General features: G+C 37.5%; 20 protein-coding genes and 1 pseudogene. 17 read left to right on the top strand and 4 right to left on the bottom strand.

The window, feature by feature from the left end; all coding sequences use genetic code 11:
• The first annotated feature begins 118 nt into the window (after positions 1 to 118).
• Complete coding sequence (locus G7B18_RS01650) at positions 119 to 313, top strand: hypothetical protein (RefSeq protein ID WP_164110270.1); 195 nt, start codon at positions 119 to 121, stop codon at positions 311 to 313.
• Between the two features lie 71 nt (positions 314 to 384).
• Here G7B18_RS01650 and G7B18_RS01645 read toward each other — a convergent pair whose 3' ends face one another.
• Positions 385 to 750, bottom strand: coding sequence for a winged helix-turn-helix transcriptional regulator (locus G7B18_RS01645; protein WP_164110268.1), 366 nt, complete (start codon positions 748 to 750; stop codon positions 385 to 387).
• 194 nt (positions 751 to 944) lie between these two features.
• Between G7B18_RS01645 and G7B18_RS01640 the strand changes: the two genes are divergently transcribed.
• Entirely contained in the window at positions 945 to 1622 is a 678-nt protein-coding gene (locus G7B18_RS01640; protein WP_164121953.1) for a YceI family protein, read from the top strand.
• Between the two features lie 402 nt (positions 1623 to 2024).
• Positions 2025 to 2318 carry a hypothetical protein gene (locus G7B18_RS01635; RefSeq protein WP_164110264.1) on the top strand — a complete coding sequence of 98 codons (294 nt, stop codon included), beginning with the start codon at positions 2025 to 2027 and terminating at the stop codon, positions 2316 to 2318.
• Between the two features lie 80 nt (positions 2319 to 2398).
• Here the strand turns inward: G7B18_RS01635 and gltS are convergent, their stop codons facing one another.
• A complete protein-coding gene (gene gltS / locus G7B18_RS01630; protein WP_164110261.1) occupies positions 2399 to 3604 on the bottom strand; it encodes a sodium/glutamate symporter in 1206 nt (401 codons plus the stop codon).
• 115 nt (positions 3605 to 3719) lie between these two features.
• Between gltS and G7B18_RS01625 the strand changes: the two genes are divergently transcribed.
• Both G7B18_RS01625 and G7B18_RS01620 read left to right on the top strand, forming a co-directional pair.
• Complete coding sequence (locus G7B18_RS01625; protein WP_240452736.1) at positions 3720 to 5216, top strand: FAD-dependent oxidoreductase; 1497 nt, start codon at positions 3720 to 3722, stop codon at positions 5214 to 5216.
• A 148-nt stretch (positions 5217 to 5364) separates the two neighbouring features.
• Positions 5365 to 5628 carry a hypothetical protein gene (locus G7B18_RS01620; protein WP_164110259.1) on the top strand — a complete coding sequence of 88 codons (264 nt, stop codon included), beginning with the start codon at positions 5365 to 5367 and terminating at the stop codon, positions 5626 to 5628.
• A 103-nt stretch (positions 5629 to 5731) separates the two neighbouring features.
• On the opposite strand, the gene G7B18_RS19285 is transcribed toward G7B18_RS01620, so the two are convergent.
• Positions 5732 to 5923 (bottom strand): hypothetical protein, encoded by a 192-nt coding sequence (locus tag G7B18_RS19285; RefSeq protein WP_164110257.1) that lies wholly within the window; start codon positions 5921 to 5923, stop codon positions 5732 to 5734.
• On the opposite strand from G7B18_RS19285, the gene G7B18_RS01610 reads away from it, so the two are divergent.
• The 12 genes and pseudogenes from G7B18_RS01610 (at position 5832) to trxA (ending at position 14775) form a co-directional block, all read left to right on the top strand.
• Positions 5832 to 6062, top strand: coding sequence for a hypothetical protein (locus tag G7B18_RS01610; protein ID WP_164110162.1), 231 nt, complete (start codon positions 5832 to 5834; stop codon positions 6060 to 6062). The two genes, G7B18_RS19285 and G7B18_RS01610, sit on opposite strands and share 92 nt — an antisense overlap.
• Positions 6055 to 6276: pseudogene (locus G7B18_RS01605) on the top strand (arsenic resistance protein); the annotation flags it as partial. The gene G7B18_RS01610 and the pseudogene G7B18_RS01605, both read left to right, overlap by 8 nt.
• Positions 6277 to 6485: 209 nt before the next feature.
• The gene (locus G7B18_RS01600; RefSeq protein ID WP_164110255.1) at positions 6486 to 7118 is read left to right on the top strand and encodes a Crp/Fnr family transcriptional regulator; all 633 of its coding nucleotides are present in this window, start codon (positions 6486 to 6488) and stop codon (positions 7116 to 7118) included.
• A 230-nt stretch (positions 7119 to 7348) separates the two neighbouring features.
• Positions 7349 to 7909, top strand: a complete 561-nt coding sequence (locus G7B18_RS01595) for a YeeE/YedE family protein (RefSeq protein ID WP_240452735.1) — start codon at positions 7349 to 7351, stop codon at positions 7907 to 7909.
• A gap of 8 nt (positions 7910 to 7917) precedes the next feature.
• Entirely contained in the window at positions 7918 to 8331 is a 414-nt protein-coding gene (locus tag G7B18_RS01590; RefSeq protein ID WP_164110252.1) for a YeeE/YedE family protein, read from the top strand.
• Between the two features lie 186 nt (positions 8332 to 8517).
• The gene (locus tag G7B18_RS01585; RefSeq protein WP_240452734.1) at positions 8518 to 10965 is read left to right on the top strand and encodes a TonB-dependent receptor; all 2448 of its coding nucleotides are present in this window, start codon (positions 8518 to 8520) and stop codon (positions 10963 to 10965) included.
• Between the two features lie 202 nt (positions 10966 to 11167).
• Complete coding sequence (locus tag G7B18_RS01580; RefSeq protein WP_164110250.1) at positions 11168 to 11962, top strand: sulfite exporter TauE/SafE family protein; 795 nt, start codon at positions 11168 to 11170, stop codon at positions 11960 to 11962.
• A 103-nt stretch (positions 11963 to 12065) separates the two neighbouring features.
• Entirely contained in the window at positions 12066 to 13460 is a 1395-nt protein-coding gene (locus tag G7B18_RS01575) for an MBL fold metallo-hydrolase (RefSeq protein WP_164121952.1), read from the top strand.
• 113 nt (positions 13461 to 13573) lie between these two features.
• Complete coding sequence (locus G7B18_RS01570; protein ID WP_164110247.1) at positions 13574 to 13894, top strand: rhodanese-like domain-containing protein; 321 nt, start codon at positions 13574 to 13576, stop codon at positions 13892 to 13894.
• A 5-nt stretch (positions 13895 to 13899) separates the two neighbouring features.
• The gene (locus G7B18_RS01565) at positions 13900 to 14217 is read left to right on the top strand and encodes a hypothetical protein (RefSeq protein WP_164110245.1); all 318 of its coding nucleotides are present in this window, start codon (positions 13900 to 13902) and stop codon (positions 14215 to 14217) included.
• Between the two features lie 65 nt (positions 14218 to 14282).
• Positions 14283 to 14468 (top strand): hypothetical protein, encoded by a 186-nt coding sequence (locus G7B18_RS01560; protein WP_164110243.1) that lies wholly within the window; start codon positions 14283 to 14285, stop codon positions 14466 to 14468.
• A 7-nt stretch (positions 14469 to 14475) separates the two neighbouring features.
• On the top strand, positions 14476 to 14775 hold the full coding sequence (trxA, locus tag G7B18_RS01555; protein ID WP_164121951.1) for a thioredoxin: 300 nt from the start codon (positions 14476 to 14478) through the stop codon (positions 14773 to 14775).
• 425 nt (positions 14776 to 15200) lie between these two features.
• Here the strand turns inward: trxA and G7B18_RS01550 are convergent, their stop codons facing one another.
• Positions 15201 to 15722, bottom strand: a complete 522-nt coding sequence (locus G7B18_RS01550; protein ID WP_164110239.1) for a hypothetical protein — start codon at positions 15720 to 15722, stop codon at positions 15201 to 15203.
• Between the last annotated feature and the right edge of the window lie 465 nt (positions 15723 to 16187).

Genomic DNA, 16187 nt, shown 5'->3' with positions numbered 1-16187 from the left:
TTGTGTTCATATTTGCCCGGCTCAGAGTTGTTTATATTTCAGGGGACTTTAGTCTTTATCGGTGTGTTATTCGCCTTAAGTTCAGCAGGAGCTCTCGGGTAAAATAGTAGCGGGGCTAATGTTGACTTACATGCGCTCTTTCTTAATTCAAGTCAATGCTTATACGAAGCATCTCCATAAGCAGGCTATTATCTATTTTGAGCTACATAAACACATTATGTATGTATTTCATGAAGCGGGTATTGAGATGGTCTTTCCAAAGTATTATGCAATTAGAGATCGTACTGTAAAAGACATACTGAAAAAAATATAGGAGTGCACCAAAGAGTCCTTTTAGAGTGCGGTTCACAACGGAGGAAGATATGAATAAACGAAATGTTTAGATTATGAGCTTTTACAGTGAAGGGTATTTCGGTAATCTATTCCCCACTTGGCGATTTCGTCGATGATCGGGCCCAGGGTGCGACCGTATTCTGTTATTTCGTATTCTACGGTAATAGGTTTCGTATTCAAGACAGTTCTTTTGATCAATTGGTTCAACTCGAGATCCTGAAGTTCTTTGGATAACATCTTAGCTCCAATACCGTTAACTTCCCGTAGCAATTCCATAAAACGGAGTTTGTCGACTATCATTAAGGTGCCTAGAATGTGAAATTTCCATTTTCCAGCCAATATTTCCATGGTATCTCTGATAGCTAATGTCCTTACTTTACAAATTTCAGAAGAGTATCTTGTGGTATCTTTTTTCATTACAAATAAGTCTTTATTTATGCAAAATTAGTAAAGCAAAAGATAGTTTCCAATAGGATACTACTTTCCAATCGGAAAGTAATATCAATTGTATAGTTTGTTGGTGCTACATTTGCAGGATGAAAGGCAGATTTCTTTTTTAAGTTATAGGACATTCTGTTTTGATGAATTTTTTAAAAAAACAACATAGAAAAATGAAAAAAATTACAATTTTAAGCGTTGCTTCAACCATTTTATTCTTTTCTTGCCAAGGACCATCAGGAGACAAAGCTGCGACAGCAGAAACACAAGAGATTGCGGAACAAAAGGGGGATACTTATACACTCGATGCTGCTAATAGTACGTTGAAATGGACAGGATTTCATAAGGGAGGACTTAATCCTAGATTTGGTATCCTAAAGAGTGAAGGTATCCTTACTGCAGAAAGAAACGAAGTAACAGGAGGAACATTTACAATAGACATGCATTCTCTTCTTACGGATAGTACTTCGGTAGATCCAGCTATTTCAGGAGGAAAGACTTCGAATGATCTAGATGCACATTTGAAAAATGAAGACTTTTTTGATGTTGGTAAGTATCCTACTGCCAAATTCGAAATAACAAAGGTTGTTGCGTTCGATCGAACAACTACGAGCGTTGTCGAAGGAGCAAATAACACTATAAGTGGAAACTTAACGATTAAAGATAAGACAGTAAATGTCACCTTCCCAGCAAAAATTACTGTTGATGCCAATGGTATAAACATCTTTTCCAAATTTACTATTAACAGGCAGAACTGGGGATTGACTTACGGTACAGAAGGTGATGCTAAAGACTGGATGATTGCTCAAAATGTAGATATTGAGCTTTCTGCCGACGCAAAAAAGAAGTAAGAAGAGATTTCTAGGATATTAAAGGAAAGCGCCGATGATGCTACTTTTGAACATCATCGGCGCTTTCCTTTAACTATATTCGGGGCTGTATCAATACATTCTTGGTACGCACATCCACAGGGTTGTTGGCATTGACTATCGGAGTGCTATACTGTTAGAAACTTCTGTACTTTATCGTGTCAAGTTTGGATTTCATTTCTTTATCCTATTTATAGGAACTGCAATACTAGAATTAGCTGCTTATTAATAGCCGAATTTTCCTTTTTTAGATTACTTTTGCGCTATTGATACAAGTGCTTTCCGTGATGTGATGATTTCGTTATTAGAAGTAAAGATGATAATTGTTGGTATTCTGGGGTGAGATAAAAGGTTTAATTAAAATATATAAATAGGTATTGTGTGATGGAAAAACACAGAATTTACACTTTTCTCGAAGAGATTCGAGTAAATATTGCTAAAGATGTAAATCCTTTGGCCGTCAAAGAGGCTTACGAAATGGTTGATGCTGTTATTAAAGAGCAGGATTTTTACCATCACACGCCTTATTTTCTTTCTGAGTGGATCGTACTCAAAGGACAGGTCTTACGAAATGATTCCGAATCACTAGGTTATTTCGATCGCTTTTTGGATAATATTATGTATGATAGCGCCACCGGAGTTTACGAAGCTTTTGTTTTTCAAAAAGCAAAAGTTTAAAATATTATGATTTATAGGTGTAGGCAATCTAAAGGCGACTAATCCCCAGCACCTCTTAATTTGTGTTAAATTGAACTCATTTACTGAATTAAGAGGTTCACAAATAGGTTGATGAATACGTTGTTTATAAGGTCTACAAAAAATGCTCCTACCATAGGAACGATTAAGAAAGCTTTGTGCGATGGACCATATCTATCCGTAATAGCTTGCATGTTGGCTATTGCAGTAGGTGTAGCTCCCAATCCGAATCCACAGTGCCCCGCAGCGAGTACAATAGCATCATAATCTTTTCCCATCACCCGATATGTTACAAATATTGCAAAGAAAATCATCATCAATGTTTGCAAGAGTAATATAATTAGTACCTGTGTCGCTAAGCCTGAAAGTTGCCAGAGTTGCAGCGACATCAACGCTATGGTCAAAAACAAATATAAACCTGTATTACCTAAGACATCGACAGCATGATCGTTGACGATATATGTTGTTGTACGGGATAGAATATTGCGGATAATAACACCAATTAATAGGCTCCATACAAAGTTTGGAAGTTCAAAAGAAGTTCCCTTCATAATAGTATACAATATTTGACCTATTGTTACGCAGGTAGCAAGCATAGTCAACGTTTCAATTACGTTCCGTACATTCATGCGACGTTTCGATTCGGGGTATTCAAAGGCTTCTTTTGGTGGAGCAATATTTGACTTGATCTGAGCAGAAGGAAATATGTTACTCTTTCGAAGTAAAAACTTAGCAACTGGACCACCAATTATTCCTCCCATCACTAATCCGTAAGTTGCGCAAGCTAGAGCTAATTCCATTGCTCCTTCTGTTCCAAAGGTGCTGGTTAGGTTTTCTGCCCACGCAGCGCCTGTACCATGCCCACCTGTAAGTGTGATCGATCCGGCGATAAGGCCATAGCTAGGGTCTAATCCCACTAATTTGGCGACGGATATGCCAAAGGCATTTTGAAGAAAAATAAAGGTGCCCGTGATACCTATAAATACCAGTAAGGGTTTTCCACCTTTTTTTAGCTTCGCAAAGTCAGCGCTTAAACCAATAGACGAAAAGAAAATCAACATCATTGAGGTCTGTAATGATCCATCAAATTGAAAGCTTATTCCATAAAAGTGATACGCTAAATAAAGCAAGATAGCAACTAAAAAGCCACCGACGACAGGCTCAGGTATATTATAATTTTGAAAGAACTTTACTTTTTTTACGACATAAAAACCCAAAAGAAGTACTAAACAAGCAGAAGTGAGTGTCTCAAATAATCCGAAAACCATATAATTTTTTTTACTTGCGTTGAAAAATAAGTGGAATGTAAAAGTACTAATTAATTGTCACTTCATCCTTTTGTCTTAAATTTGAATTTTATTATACGTTGTTTTATAATTATATATGCCGAATATTAGTAAGGAAGGTCAGAGGATGTGGGAGACAAAGGGGGACCATTGGGCTATTTGTCCTGGATGTCAGGGACGTGGTAAGAAAAGCAGACGTCTCACAAAAAAGGCCAAGCTCCGCTATCAATCAGAATTGGCTCAATACGAAAAGATGAAAGGCGGGCGAGTAGAACCTTTGCGCCCCAAAGGGCATCTATATACATGTCCAGATTGTAGTGGTTCTGGATTGATACCTTCCATTCATCCAAGTTTAGCTTATGAAGAAAAATATCCGCATGTGGCAATTATAGGTGGTGGTATAGGCGGTGTTGCGCTTGCGGTAGCTTGTCTGCACAGGGGAATTCCCTTTACTTTATATGAACGTGACAATAATTTTGATGCACGTTCGCAGGGATATGGATTGACGTTGCAGCAAGCTAGCAAGGTGATTGATGGATTTGGGATCTCGTATTTGGATAAAGGAGTCGTATCAACAAGGCATGTTGTTCATACGACAACTGGAAAAGTGATTGGTGAATGGGGGGTCCGAAAGTGGAAGAGCTCAGCCTCAGGATATTCTCCGAAGCGCAGTAATGTGCACATTGCACGTCAATCTTTGCGGTTGGCGCTCCTAAAGCAATTAGGAGGACCTGAATCGGTAAAATGGGGGCATCAGTTAATTGATTTTAAACAAACAGAAAATAAGGAAATAGAATTACACTTTCTTGTGAATGGAAGTAAAAAGCAGGCAACTGCGGACATGTTAGTTGGCGCTGATGGCATCCGTAGTATAGTAAGGAGGTTGTTGATCGGAGATAAAATCAAACCACTGCGTTATCTTGGGTGTATTGTGATATTGGGGATATGTCCCTTGTCTGCTATCGAATCAGTAGAAAGTCCGCTTTTGGATTCAGCAACAGTATTCCAGACGGCCAATGGCAATGAACGTATTTATATGATGCCATATACATCCGATTCGGTTATGTGGCAACTTAGTTTTCCTATGTTAGAAAGCGATGCAAAGGAACTAAGTGGGCGGGGTCCAAAAGCTCTCAAAGAAGAAGCCTGTCGTAGGACACCATGGCACGATCCTGTTCCTCAGATTATAAATAATACTCCCGAAGAACAGATTTCAGGTTATCCTGTTTATGACCGGGAGTTATTAGATCTAGGCTCATTACAAAACTCGGGCATAGCGACGCTGATTGGGGATGCAGCTCATCCGATGAGTCCATTCAAAGGCCAGGGCGCCAATCAGGCTTTATTAGATGCGCTCGCATTGGCTAGGGCAATCTACAGCGGATGTCAATATCTATCTTGGAAAAATATAGATGTCAGGGCTCATATTTTAGCCGAATTCGAAGAAAAAATGCTTGAGCGCAGTGCTCCTAAGGTTAAAGATTCGGCAGATGCAGCCCAATTTCTTCATTCCGAGTTGGTATTGCAGGAAGGAGATCGGCCCAGAGGAACATGTTTTAAGAATGCCTGTCATACCCTGGAACAGCATGGCTAAAAAGTATAGATCCGATAGAAATAACATCGGTTAGATTTTCCCAATGTTCAGATTAAGGCATCATCTTTTTAGATTTCATTTTGTTGAATATATGGGAGCGTTAAGGGGATTTGTTGTGGTAAGCAATCTTTTTCGTTAATTTGCGCTTATGTCAGCGCAAACAAACCCTTATAGAATATTTTCCAAAGAGATTTTAGCTGTCTGGAAGCTTCAAGAGGTATCTTATGTCAAAGTTGAAGAGTTGTCATCCGTAGATGGGGTTACTTTTTATGAGTTGATTCCAGACTCCGAACTTTTAGATGCCGGAGCAAACGAGACGCTTTATCCGATAGATTCGGAAGATGTGGATGATATGTTACTATCTAGTGCCCCTATTAGATTTGTCGTACATCAAGTTTATTTGGAGGAGTAATAGATGTCCGATTTCTAGTCCACTTTATTTAAAAATAAGTACAGCTATTTGGTTTCGCAAATTTGAGGGAATTACTTGTTTAGGACAGGAGAAGAGGCTTCATTTATTGGGTTTTACGGTGATCTCGAGCCTCGGTATAGGAATTGTTGTGCAGGTCATCGAACGGTGCTGGTAAACCGGGGTAACCACGGAGGTCACAACAGATGAAAATAATATCATTCCAAGCATCCAATACTAATGCCGAATATTTTAGGTTAGGATTTAAAGTGTCGTTTTCCGAAAATTTCCATGCCATAGTTATTACCTATCGTGATGGCGAGCATGAACTTATTACCACTTTAGTTACATTAGATAAGAGTGGATATATTATTGATCAGCTAGATATTGCCAATAATGAAGTTGCTGAATCCGGTTCTTTGTTTGCTTTTTATTAACAGATCCATGAATGTCGATTACCACAAGAACGCTGCGATAGCATTTACGGCTACCGGTAATTATTTTGAATTAGCGATTGCAGTAGCAATAGCCGTTTTTGGGGTGCATTCTCCACAAGCATTTTTTTGGGTAATAGGACCGCTGATTGAAGTACCAGTCTTAATTCTTTTAGTAAGAACCAGCCTTTGGTTCCGACGTAGGTACCATGGCTAACAAGAGTTTTCTCAAAAGTATGGATTAGCCATACCACAGGTCGATAAATATCTGGTAAGTCAGCAATTCATTAATTTTTTTGGTGATATTTCGGATCAATCGATTTTAATCCTATTATTTTTCTAAAAAAAAATTATGTAGTTTGGTAACTTTAGTTACAAAAGAGAGGTTCTAGTATACTTATGTTTGTTTAAACATGTTATGAAGTTATGGAAGAATTACTAATAAAGACATATGGAGACATATTTGAGGAAAATCTTATAGAAGAGATTCTTCAGGTGTCTAAGGCAATGGAGTTCAAAGAAGGAGATGTGTTGATAGATTACAATCAGTATATTAAAACTATGCCCTTGCTGTTGTCTGGCGCGATAAAAGTAATGCGTGAAGACTATGATAGCGGCGAATTGTTACTTTATTACTTAGAACGTGGTGATACATGTGCGATGACAATGACTTGTTGTTTGGGAGGAAAGAAAAGTGAAATACGTGCAATAGGTGAAGTGCCAGGTGTTATTTTGATGATTCCTGTCCAAAAGATATCGGAATGGATCGGTAAATACAAAAGTTGGATGGCTTTTGTATTTGAAAGCTATAATAATCGTTTCAACGAACTACTTAATGCAATAGATACCATTGCTTTTATGGATATGAATGATCGACTTTTAAATTACCTATTCGAAAAGAGCAAAATAGAAAATAGTACGATAGTATATAAGACACATCAAGATATTGCCAAAGAATTGAATACTTCGCGGGTAGTTGTATCTAGGCTATTGAAAGTCCTGGAAAAAGAAGGCCGGATAAAGCTTAACCGGAATAGTATCGAGATTCTTCTCAAATAATTTTAAAGCCTTATAAATTTGTAAGGCTTTAATCATAAGTGTATAGTTATTTCATGATCCACAAGCTCTCGGATCCAAACTATATTATGCATATTTTTGATCTTAAATGGCGCACATGCTGCTTTGTGATCAATCGTGTTTATGCAGCCTGTGGAGCATGGATATTTCTTATGTAACAAAAGTAACTGATAGTATAAAAAAAGTTCAAGACCTTTGTCGAAAATTAATTGATGATGGAAATAATTTTGTCACCCTGGCCTTGGTATGTAAGTGGGCCCCTTATAGCGATCACGATGTTTATATTGCTGTATCTAGGAAAGAGCTTTGGTATGTCGTCAAACCTGCGTACTATTTGTACGATGTGTGGAGCGGATAAGACGGCGTCATTTTTTAAGTTTGATTGGCGAAGCCAAAAGTGGAATCTATTGGTTGTATTAGGGGCCGTTGTTGGTGGGTTTATCGCTTCAAATTATTTGGGAGCAGGTCAATCACCAGAGCTCAACCCTAAAACAATCACACAGCTGGAGGCCATGGGGATTCAAAGTGCTGGAAAAGATTATGTGCCTACCGAGATTTTTGGCGATGAAGCTTTTAGTGATCCAAAAATACTGGCATTACTGATTATCGGTGGCCTTTTAGTAGGTTTTGGTGCTCGTTATGCAGGAGGATGTACATCTGGTCATTCTATTTCAGGGATTAGTAATTTACAGTTACCCTCATTGATTGCAACAATCGGTTTCTTCGTTGGTGGTATCATTATGATTCACCTTATTTTTCCACTTTTATTCTAATTTTTAACATGAGAAATATATTATTTTTACTTGTTGGGGTATTCTTCGGGATATTAATGTTCAAATCTGAAGCCGCATCATGGTTTAGAATCTATGAAATGTTTAATTTTCAATCTTTTCATATGTTTGGACTGATGGGGACTGCCTTAGCAACAGGTATGGTATTGGTACAAATTATAAAGAGAAAGAAAGTAAAAGATATAGATAATAAAGTTATTGTAATAGCGGATAAAGAAAAGTCGATTACTCGCTATTGGGTAGGAGGTACGATTTTTGGATTAGGTTGGGCATTAGCTGGTGCATGTCCAGGTCCAATATTTGTCTTAACAGGAGCTGGTTATTCACCTATATTAGTCGTATTGGCAAGCGCTTTATTAGGGACATGGATTTATGGATTATTAAAAGATAAATTGCCTCATTAAGACTTTATTCACGGCAGTTTTAATATAATCAGAAGGCGGACTAATCAATTTAGTTCGCCTTTTTGTTATAATATTAACGTCTTGGGATGTGAAAACAGGGTAGATTTGAATAATGTGTGGTTATATTTATATTATTTTAGTGCATCCGAAGTTCATCCAGTATATTTGAACTTAATCTAAACCACCGTGAAAAAAGCACATTTTATATTTGCCTTTCTATTCAGTTTTATGTATGCTTCCGCTCAAGACATTAGCTTGTCCGGAACAATTAAAGAGTCCGCTTCAAAGGCGCGTATCGCAGACGCCAGTATTTCATTATTTGATGAAAATAAAAAATTAATTGTTGGGGCGATGAGTAATGATGCGGGTGAATTTGATCTTAAAAAATTAAAATCCGGTTCCTATGTATTAAGCATTAAATTTATTGGGTATACTCAAAAGGACACAACAGTACAACTATTAAAAAACAGAAAGCACGATTTAGGCGATATATTTCTCATTTCTGGACATCAACAGATTAATGAAGTGAATGTCATAGCTTCAAATAGTGGTCAACAGCATCAAAGTGATAAACAGGTTTATCAAGCAAATCAGTACAAATCTGCGGTAGGAGGTACTGCTTTAGATATTATTAAAAACTTGCCATCCATAACCTTAGATGGTAACGGTGAATTATTGGTAAGAGGTAATAAAGGTTTAATAGTCCTTATTAATGGTACACCGACGCTGTTAGATGCACAGACTATCTTGAACCAGGTATCGGCAAATGATGTAAAGGAAGTCGAATTTATCAGCAGTCCCCGTGCTCAATACGACCCCGATGGAAAGGGAGGAATGATTAACATCAAAACAAATAAGCCATCAAGTGATGGTTTCGCCTGGTTGATGAATCTTCAATATGGCTTACCAAGTATAGACGATTACGACAATTTAGAAAGGCAGAAGCGATTTGGTTCGGATATATCGTTCCAGTACAAAAGGAATAAACTAGATATTCAGGGCTCGTTAAATTATTTGCGAAATGACAATGCCGGTTTTCGTGATGGGTATGTGTATACTATTATTGGAGACAAAAAGACAATGTTTCCTTCACAAGGAGAACGAAGTTTTGATAAATATAACTATGGCGCACGGCTAAATACGACTTATCAGTTTGCCGACAATCAAAAAATCCAACTTGGTTTTTTAGCGTCGAAGAAATTTCAAGATAGAGTAGCTGATATTTACTATAATAATCAATCTATATCTACAATCGATGGATCTACCATTCATCGGCTACGATACTTCAATCCAAACTTACAGAACAAACAGGGAAAATTTTATCTAGTGGATTTGAATTATCAATTGTCTCTAAATAAAAAGCACAGTCTTGATATTGGTTTGGTATATGAACACGCAGACATATATGGCTCCACCAATAATGGAAATATTGAGAATGGAAATGATACTATCCAATGGACTCGAAATACATACACCAATCCACTGAACGGTGTAAGAGCCTCAGCACAGCATCAGGTTAAATTAAGTGACAATTCCGAGCTGATCTCCGGCTACCAAATTCGTAGAGATGGTCAGCGAGGGGATTTCAGATATCTCGGCAGGGAATACGGACAGCGAGATTTTGAACTTATCCCGGAGTTTTCCGGTAAGATGAATGCAGAAAATATCGTTCATGCTTTATTCTCTCAGTTTAATCGTTCATACACTAATACCAATATTGCCTTGGGGCTTCGTTATGAATTCTACAAGCGTGACGTATTATTGGTAGATGCTAAAGAAGAATACCCTTATCAGACGCATCAACTTTATCCTAGTTTTGATATCAAACACAAGCTAGATAAAGGTTGGGAGTTGAAAATGTCTGCGTCAAGAAGGGTGCAGCGAAATAATAATTTCGAGTTAAATCCCATTCCGGAACGAGAGCATTCAGAGACATTGGAACGTGGCGATGCCGAGTTACTGCCTGAGTTTGTTACTAATTTTGAAACTGGAGTTATTAAAAAGTTTATGCAGGGTCTTCTATTCTCTAATGTGTACTATCAACATAGTAAAAACCCTATCCAACGTATTAATTCGGTGTATGCGGATACCATTCTTCATCGTGTATTTACCAATGCTGATTATGCAAGACGTTATGGGTTAGAAGTGGGTGGAGAGTGGAAACCTACTTCATCACTTAAACTACTATTGGGTGCAAATACCTATAATTATAAGATAGAAGGAGCGGTGTTGGACTATGTAAACGCCTACAAAAATTCGGATTGGGTTTACGCTATTAATGCTTCGGGTATGCTAAACTTACCTCGTCAATGGACTGCTGCAGTTGATGTCAATTATTTGAGTGATCGGCCTACTTTACAGGGCATAGACAGTCGATTTATAACCCCCAATTTTAGCTTGTCAAAATCTTTTTATCAAGGAGCCGTAACAGCGCAAGTCCAATGGAAGAATATAGAGTTGGGAAATTGGGGTGTTAATGAACAACGCATTACAACCTATGCAAATGATTTTTTCACCACTACAAACTATGTGTACGAAAAGAATATCATTTTGCTCAATCTGAATTTCAACATCAAGAAACTAAATAATATACTCCGATTGCCGAAAAGTGAATTCGGTGAAAAAGAGTTTTAATTGCTTTATCCAAAGATCCTATGTCACATCCCCTGTCGGATAGGCTTTTTTGTGTCAAACCGATCCGCCAACTGGCGGATCATGAAATTACTTTTCGACCGAAATAGTGATTTTTTGACTGCACAATATCTTGCTATGTAACAAATGTGACTGTAGTCCCGCTCACTCTTCCTGACCTTTGTATCAGCAAATTAAAATAGTCATGGAAATTGTTGGATATATAGCATCCATTTTGATCGGAGTTTTATTGGGATTGATCGGTGGTGGAGGTAGCATTCTTACCGTACCCGTTTTGGTCTATCTTTTTAGTATTTTACCCGTTACCGCTACTGCCTATTCCTTATTTATCGTGGGTACGACCAGTATTGTGGGCTCCGTTACCTACTTCAAGAAAGGTTTAGTGAATATAAAGACTGCAGTAGTTTTTGGAATACCTTCCATAGTTGCGGTCTTTTTGACGCGAAAATACATCTTAACCACGATTCCTGACAGCTTATTTACGCTCGCTGGATTCGAAGTCACCAAGGATATTTTCCTGATGGTTCTTTTTGCTGTATTAATGGTCGTGGCGGCCTATACGATGCTGAAAGAGAAGAAGTCCGAGGTCAAGAAGTCTATAGAGCCACAAAAATTTAATTACCCTATGATTCTGTTGGAAGGATCATTTGTAGGCGTATTGACCGGGCTTGTAGGTGCCGGAGGAGGATTTTTGATTATTCCAGCTTTGGTTTTATTTTCCAAGTTACCGATGAAAGAAGCTGTTGGAACGTCTCTAGTAATCATAGCCGCCAAATCACTAATAGGATTTACAGGAGAATTGGGGCACACGCAATTAAACTGGACATTTCTTTTACTACTGACATCATTGTCTATCGTTGGGATTTTTATCGGTTCGTACCTTACAAAATTCATCAATAGCGATAAGTTAAAGCCCGCTTTTGGTGTGTTCGTCCTGATTATGGGGATATATATTCTTGTTAAAGAAATCTGGTTTTAACACCTATTCCCTTGTGTAACAAAAGTAGCTGATAGGTCATCACCCAATTCCGAAATTTGTATCAATAAATAATAGAATAGTAAACCATTAAAATTTAAATAGTATGTTTTTTCAACACGTATACGACAAGACATTAGCACAAGCAAGTTATATTATCGGATGTCAGGCGAAAGGAGAGGCTATCGTAATCGATCCTAAACGCGATATAGATACTTACTTAGAAATTGCTGCTCAAAATGATTTAAAAATCACCAAAGTAACTGAAACGCATATTCATGCAGATTTCTTGAGTGGATCTCGCGAATTGGTAGCCTTGACAGGCGCTGAGTTATTGCTTTCTGATGAAGGTGGTGCTGATTGGCAATATGAGTTTGCGCACACCGGCCTAAAACATGGTGACGTGATTACCTTAGGAAATCTGACGTTAGAAGTCTTACATACACCAGGTCATACTCCTGAAAGTATCAGCTTCTTGCTGACGGATCATCCGGCAACTTCCGAGCCTATCATGTTGTTCACAGGAGACTTTGTTTTTGTGGGTGATGTAGGTAGACCTGATTTGCTAGAGAAAGCCGCAGGTATGATCGGAACACAAGAGAAAGGAGCAAAGCAATTGTTTGAATCGATCAAATACTTTATGAGTTTACCGGACCATGTACAAGTATGGCCAGGTCACGGTGCAGGTTCTGCTTGTGGTAAGGCATTGGGTGCTGTGCCTAGTTCCACTGTAGGTTATGAAAAAATAAGGAACTGGGCTTTGCAATACAGCGACAACGAAGCGTCATTTACAAAAGATCTGTTGGATGGTCAGCCAGAGGCACCTAAATACTTTGCGATGATGAAAAAGTTGAATAAAGTGGATAGACCCATGTTGACCAGCGTACCTCAGCATAAGAAGTTGTCAAGAGAAGAGTTCTTGAAAGTTTATCAAGAAGGCATGTTGATTATTGACACACGGAATAAAGTAGCGTTTGCTAAAGGCTATTTACCGAATACATTGAATATCCAAGGAAACAATTCATTTGCCAACTGGATGGGGTGGATAGTAAGTTATGATGTTCCTTTTGTGCTTATTGCCGAAGCGTCAGCAATGGAAGATCTCACGCGCAAACTGATGCGCATTGGATTGGACAACATCTATGGCTTTATAGATGTCGGTGAAAATTTAGGAATCGATCTACAAACTGTGGATGTCATCGATATGGATCAATTTGAGTCGGCGATCCGAGAAGACAATGTACTGGTCGTGGATGTGCGTAATGAGAAAGAATTTGAGGCTGGACATATTGAGGGCGCTATGCATGCATTTGTCGGGAATTTAGTTTCTAACTTGGATAAAATAGATCAATCTAAGGATATAGTTGTCCACTGTCAGGCAGGAGACCGCTCTACAATAGCCTATTCATTGTTGAAAAAATATGGTTTCAAATCGGTAAGAAATTATGCAGGAGGTATGAAAGAGTGGACAACTAACGGAAAATCTATAGTAAAGCACTAGGTGCGAAATGATATATAGATTGAGATTTATCCAGGTGCTTTAGCGAGGCTAGAGCACCTACAGGTCATTAAATTTTAGATACAAATAGTAGTTTCATTTTAAGAGTAATAGTTATGTTATCCATATTCAAATCAATATTTTCAAATGATGATACAGTATTAAAAGAGGTTTTATTGCATGATCATCCACGATTAATAGATGTACGCACACCATCGGAGTTTGCAGGAGGAACAGTACAAGGAGCGAAGAACATTCCGCTTAATGAGTTAGAAAGTAAATTGGGGTCGTTGGACAGATCGAAAGCCATTGTGGTGTTCTGTCAAAGCGGAAATAGAAGCAGCCAGGCGATGCGCATACTTCAACGCAATGGTTTTGAAAAGGTACATAATGGTGGCGGCTGGCGTACATTGAAATCACTGGTCGAGTGTGTATAATTAGCATGATGTCTGTAGAAAGCCATCATTTTGCCCCAGACAATCGACATGTAGTACGCGTACACAATTGTATAGACCTAAAATCAAAAATTACAGAAAGGTATACTTTAGCACTTTCAGAAGAACTCTTAGTTAATCCAATCGGAAAAGTCGGCAAGAGCATCGTTGGTCATAATCGGGCGCAATTGATGAATGAAATAAAGATTTCGTCACATCTAAAATCTGAAATTGGTTATATCTGGATAGAGCGTTATCAAGCTAAGAAAGATTTGTTTAACACAGAGCATGTTGCCGTTGTCAATCTTTATTATCAGCTTAATTAGTGTAACTTTTGTTACTGACTCAGGCAGAACACTTTCTTATTTTAGCATATATAAGTAAATATAAAATGGAATTATTTATCAAACAGTATGGCATAACCATTATCGGTGTTTTATTAGGCGCTTTAGGTGGCTTCCTATATTACAAGTATGTAGGTTGTGTAAATGGGACATGTGCTATTACCGCAAACCCCTATATCAGTACTATTTATGGTGCTGTAGTAGGAGGGCTATTATTTTCAAACTTTAAATAAACATATTATGAGTAAATCGTTTAAAGATATTATCAATCAAGATAAACCCGTGTTAGTAGATTTCTTTGCTACTTGGTGTGGCCCATGTCAGATGCAAGGCCCCATTTTAGGAAAAGTTAAGGATATTGTTGGCGAATCAGCTGATATCATCAAAATTGATATTGATAAAAACAATGCTTTAGGTGTTCAATACGCTATTCGCTCGATACCTACGCTTGTACTTTTTAAGAATGGTAAAGTCCTTTGGCGTAAATCGGGAGTTGGTCAACAAGAAGAGTTAACAGCTCTTATCAATCAACACATTTAATAATATATTAGGTATGCAAGGCAAATTAAATAATATCAAGCGTTATATTTGGTGTATTTTCGTTAATATTTCTTTTTGCATCAGGATTTGTTTCTCAGTATTCTTGAGAGATAATTCCAGAAATAACAGTTTTCAATAAAACAGCCCCTGTAACCTACAAAACCTGTATTTTGCTTATAGACTTCTGTACTCTTACCCATAAATTCTCAAAATGCCTTATGGATAATTCGACAATATTACTACACGTAGAACTCAATAGCTGTGTATTTTAAATATATAAAAGAAGAGATTTTTTAAAATGCTAGACTTCAGAGGCTCACGATAAAATAGGCTGAACCGATTTCATTGCGATAGATTTGTTACAGCTCTACTTGCAAAGCAGGTTTAACAGTAGCTTTTTTCATTTATGTTTTTAAAATTAATTCTTAACTTCTACTAAGTCGCTTGTTTATCTTGGCTATTTGTCTCCAATGATAAATAACTAAAAGCATTCCCAATAGTCCCGCTATTTGTCCAACAATATTTGGTATAAATGATAAAATTTGCGCAATACTCCATCCTATGCCCGAAACCATTCCGAAGTCTGAAATACCTTTTATTTTACTGTTTTCTTTCTTTTCCGCCTCAATAGAATTTGCCAGGTTGATTACTATAAAAAAGTCTTCCACAAAGTTAAATGGTATAGCGAACATGTACCAAACTGATTTTGGTTTCGCTCTTCTGTTTTCAGGTTTTATTAGAGTCAGACAATGTTGCAATGTACGGCAATAAAAAGCAACCATAATAAAGAATCCACCGATTATTAGAATACTAGGTACTATACCAACTTTAAATATCTCGCCCAGTACACTTTCATTTGTCGAACCGTCAATGTAAGGTAGAACTGCCCAAGCAACTAAAAGTGTCGTCAATATAAGCCGGATGGCAAAATTTATTGTCTTTGTCATTTTTAATCTGTTATATATTTATTTTTTGGTGTGTTGGTTTTAACCTGCCCCCTACATTTCGGACTTTGCTATAGTGAGTTTTTTTCGCGAAACATCAATCGATGCATTTATCTCAAAGATAAGACAAAAATTTTAATTGATACGTTTTTTTTCCTATGTAAATACCTTGTTATAAGTTATTTTAGTCCTTCTGGATTGATTTTTATCTCTTGTTGGGCATCATGTCCAAGAATTTTACCTATGCGTTTTTGTCGGGTTTCATGTCGTTTAGCACGGACAAGAGCAGCCATTAATAATGAAAATGGCGATAACTATTGGCTCATGAAAAGTAGTCAATAGGTGAATGTTAAACAGACGTTTTAGGATACTAGTGGTTGAAATGTCTCCTCTCTAATTTATTCCCAACAATTTTTCAGAACCTTAGCGATTCCTTTGTTTATGTTATTTGGTGATCAAACTATTTGA

It is taken from the genome of Sphingobacterium sp. xlx-130, assembly GCF_011007405.1.
GTDB lineage: Bacteria > Bacteroidota > Bacteroidia > Sphingobacteriales > Sphingobacteriaceae > Sphingobacterium > Sphingobacterium luzhongxinii.
This window is presented reverse-complemented; position numbering and strand designations above follow the sequence as displayed.

Excerpts from the sequence above, each read along its gene's own strand:
- G7B18_RS01650 (WP_164110270.1), top strand. The coding sequence starts at position 119 with ATGTTGACTTACATGCGCTCTTTCTTAATTCAAGTCAATGCTTATACG.
- G7B18_RS01645 (WP_164110268.1), bottom strand. The coding sequence starts at position 750 with ATGAAAAAAGATACCACAAGATACTCTTCTGAAATTTGTAAAGTAAGG.
- G7B18_RS01640 (WP_164121953.1), top strand. The coding sequence starts at position 945 with ATGAAAAAAATTACAATTTTAAGCGTTGCTTCAACCATTTTATTCTTT.
- G7B18_RS01635 (WP_164110264.1), top strand. The coding sequence starts at position 2,025 with ATGGAAAAACACAGAATTTACACTTTTCTCGAAGAGATTCGAGTAAAT.
- gltS (WP_164110261.1), bottom strand. The coding sequence starts at position 3,604 with ATGGTTTTCGGATTATTTGAGACACTCACTTCTGCTTGTTTAGTACTT.
- G7B18_RS01625 (WP_240452736.1), top strand. The coding sequence starts at position 3,720 with ATGCCGAATATTAGTAAGGAAGGTCAGAGGATGTGGGAGACAAAGGGG.
- G7B18_RS01620 (WP_164110259.1), top strand. The coding sequence starts at position 5,365 with ATGTCAGCGCAAACAAACCCTTATAGAATATTTTCCAAAGAGATTTTA.
- G7B18_RS01610 (WP_164110162.1), top strand. The coding sequence starts at position 5,832 with ATGAAAATAATATCATTCCAAGCATCCAATACTAATGCCGAATATTTT.
- G7B18_RS19285 (WP_164110257.1), bottom strand. The coding sequence starts at position 5,923 with ATGGCATGGAAATTTTCGGAAAACGACACTTTAAATCCTAACCTAAAA.
- G7B18_RS01600 (WP_164110255.1), top strand. The coding sequence starts at position 6,486 with ATGGAAGAATTACTAATAAAGACATATGGAGACATATTTGAGGAAAAT.
- G7B18_RS01595 (WP_240452735.1), top strand. The coding sequence starts at position 7,349 with ATGATGGAAATAATTTTGTCACCCTGGCCTTGGTATGTAAGTGGGCCC.
- G7B18_RS01590 (WP_164110252.1), top strand. The coding sequence starts at position 7,918 with ATGAGAAATATATTATTTTTACTTGTTGGGGTATTCTTCGGGATATTA.
- G7B18_RS01580 (WP_164110250.1), top strand. The coding sequence starts at position 11,168 with ATGGAAATTGTTGGATATATAGCATCCATTTTGATCGGAGTTTTATTG.
- G7B18_RS01575 (WP_164121952.1), top strand. The coding sequence starts at position 12,066 with ATGTTTTTTCAACACGTATACGACAAGACATTAGCACAAGCAAGTTAT.
- G7B18_RS01570 (WP_164110247.1), top strand. The coding sequence starts at position 13,574 with ATGTTATCCATATTCAAATCAATATTTTCAAATGATGATACAGTATTA.
- G7B18_RS01565 (WP_164110245.1), top strand. The coding sequence starts at position 13,900 with ATGATGTCTGTAGAAAGCCATCATTTTGCCCCAGACAATCGACATGTA.
- G7B18_RS01560 (WP_164110243.1), top strand. The coding sequence starts at position 14,283 with ATGGAATTATTTATCAAACAGTATGGCATAACCATTATCGGTGTTTTA.
- trxA (WP_164121951.1), top strand. The coding sequence starts at position 14,476 with ATGAGTAAATCGTTTAAAGATATTATCAATCAAGATAAACCCGTGTTA.
- G7B18_RS01550 (WP_164110239.1), bottom strand. The coding sequence starts at position 15,722 with ATGACAAAGACAATAAATTTTGCCATCCGGCTTATATTGACGACACTT.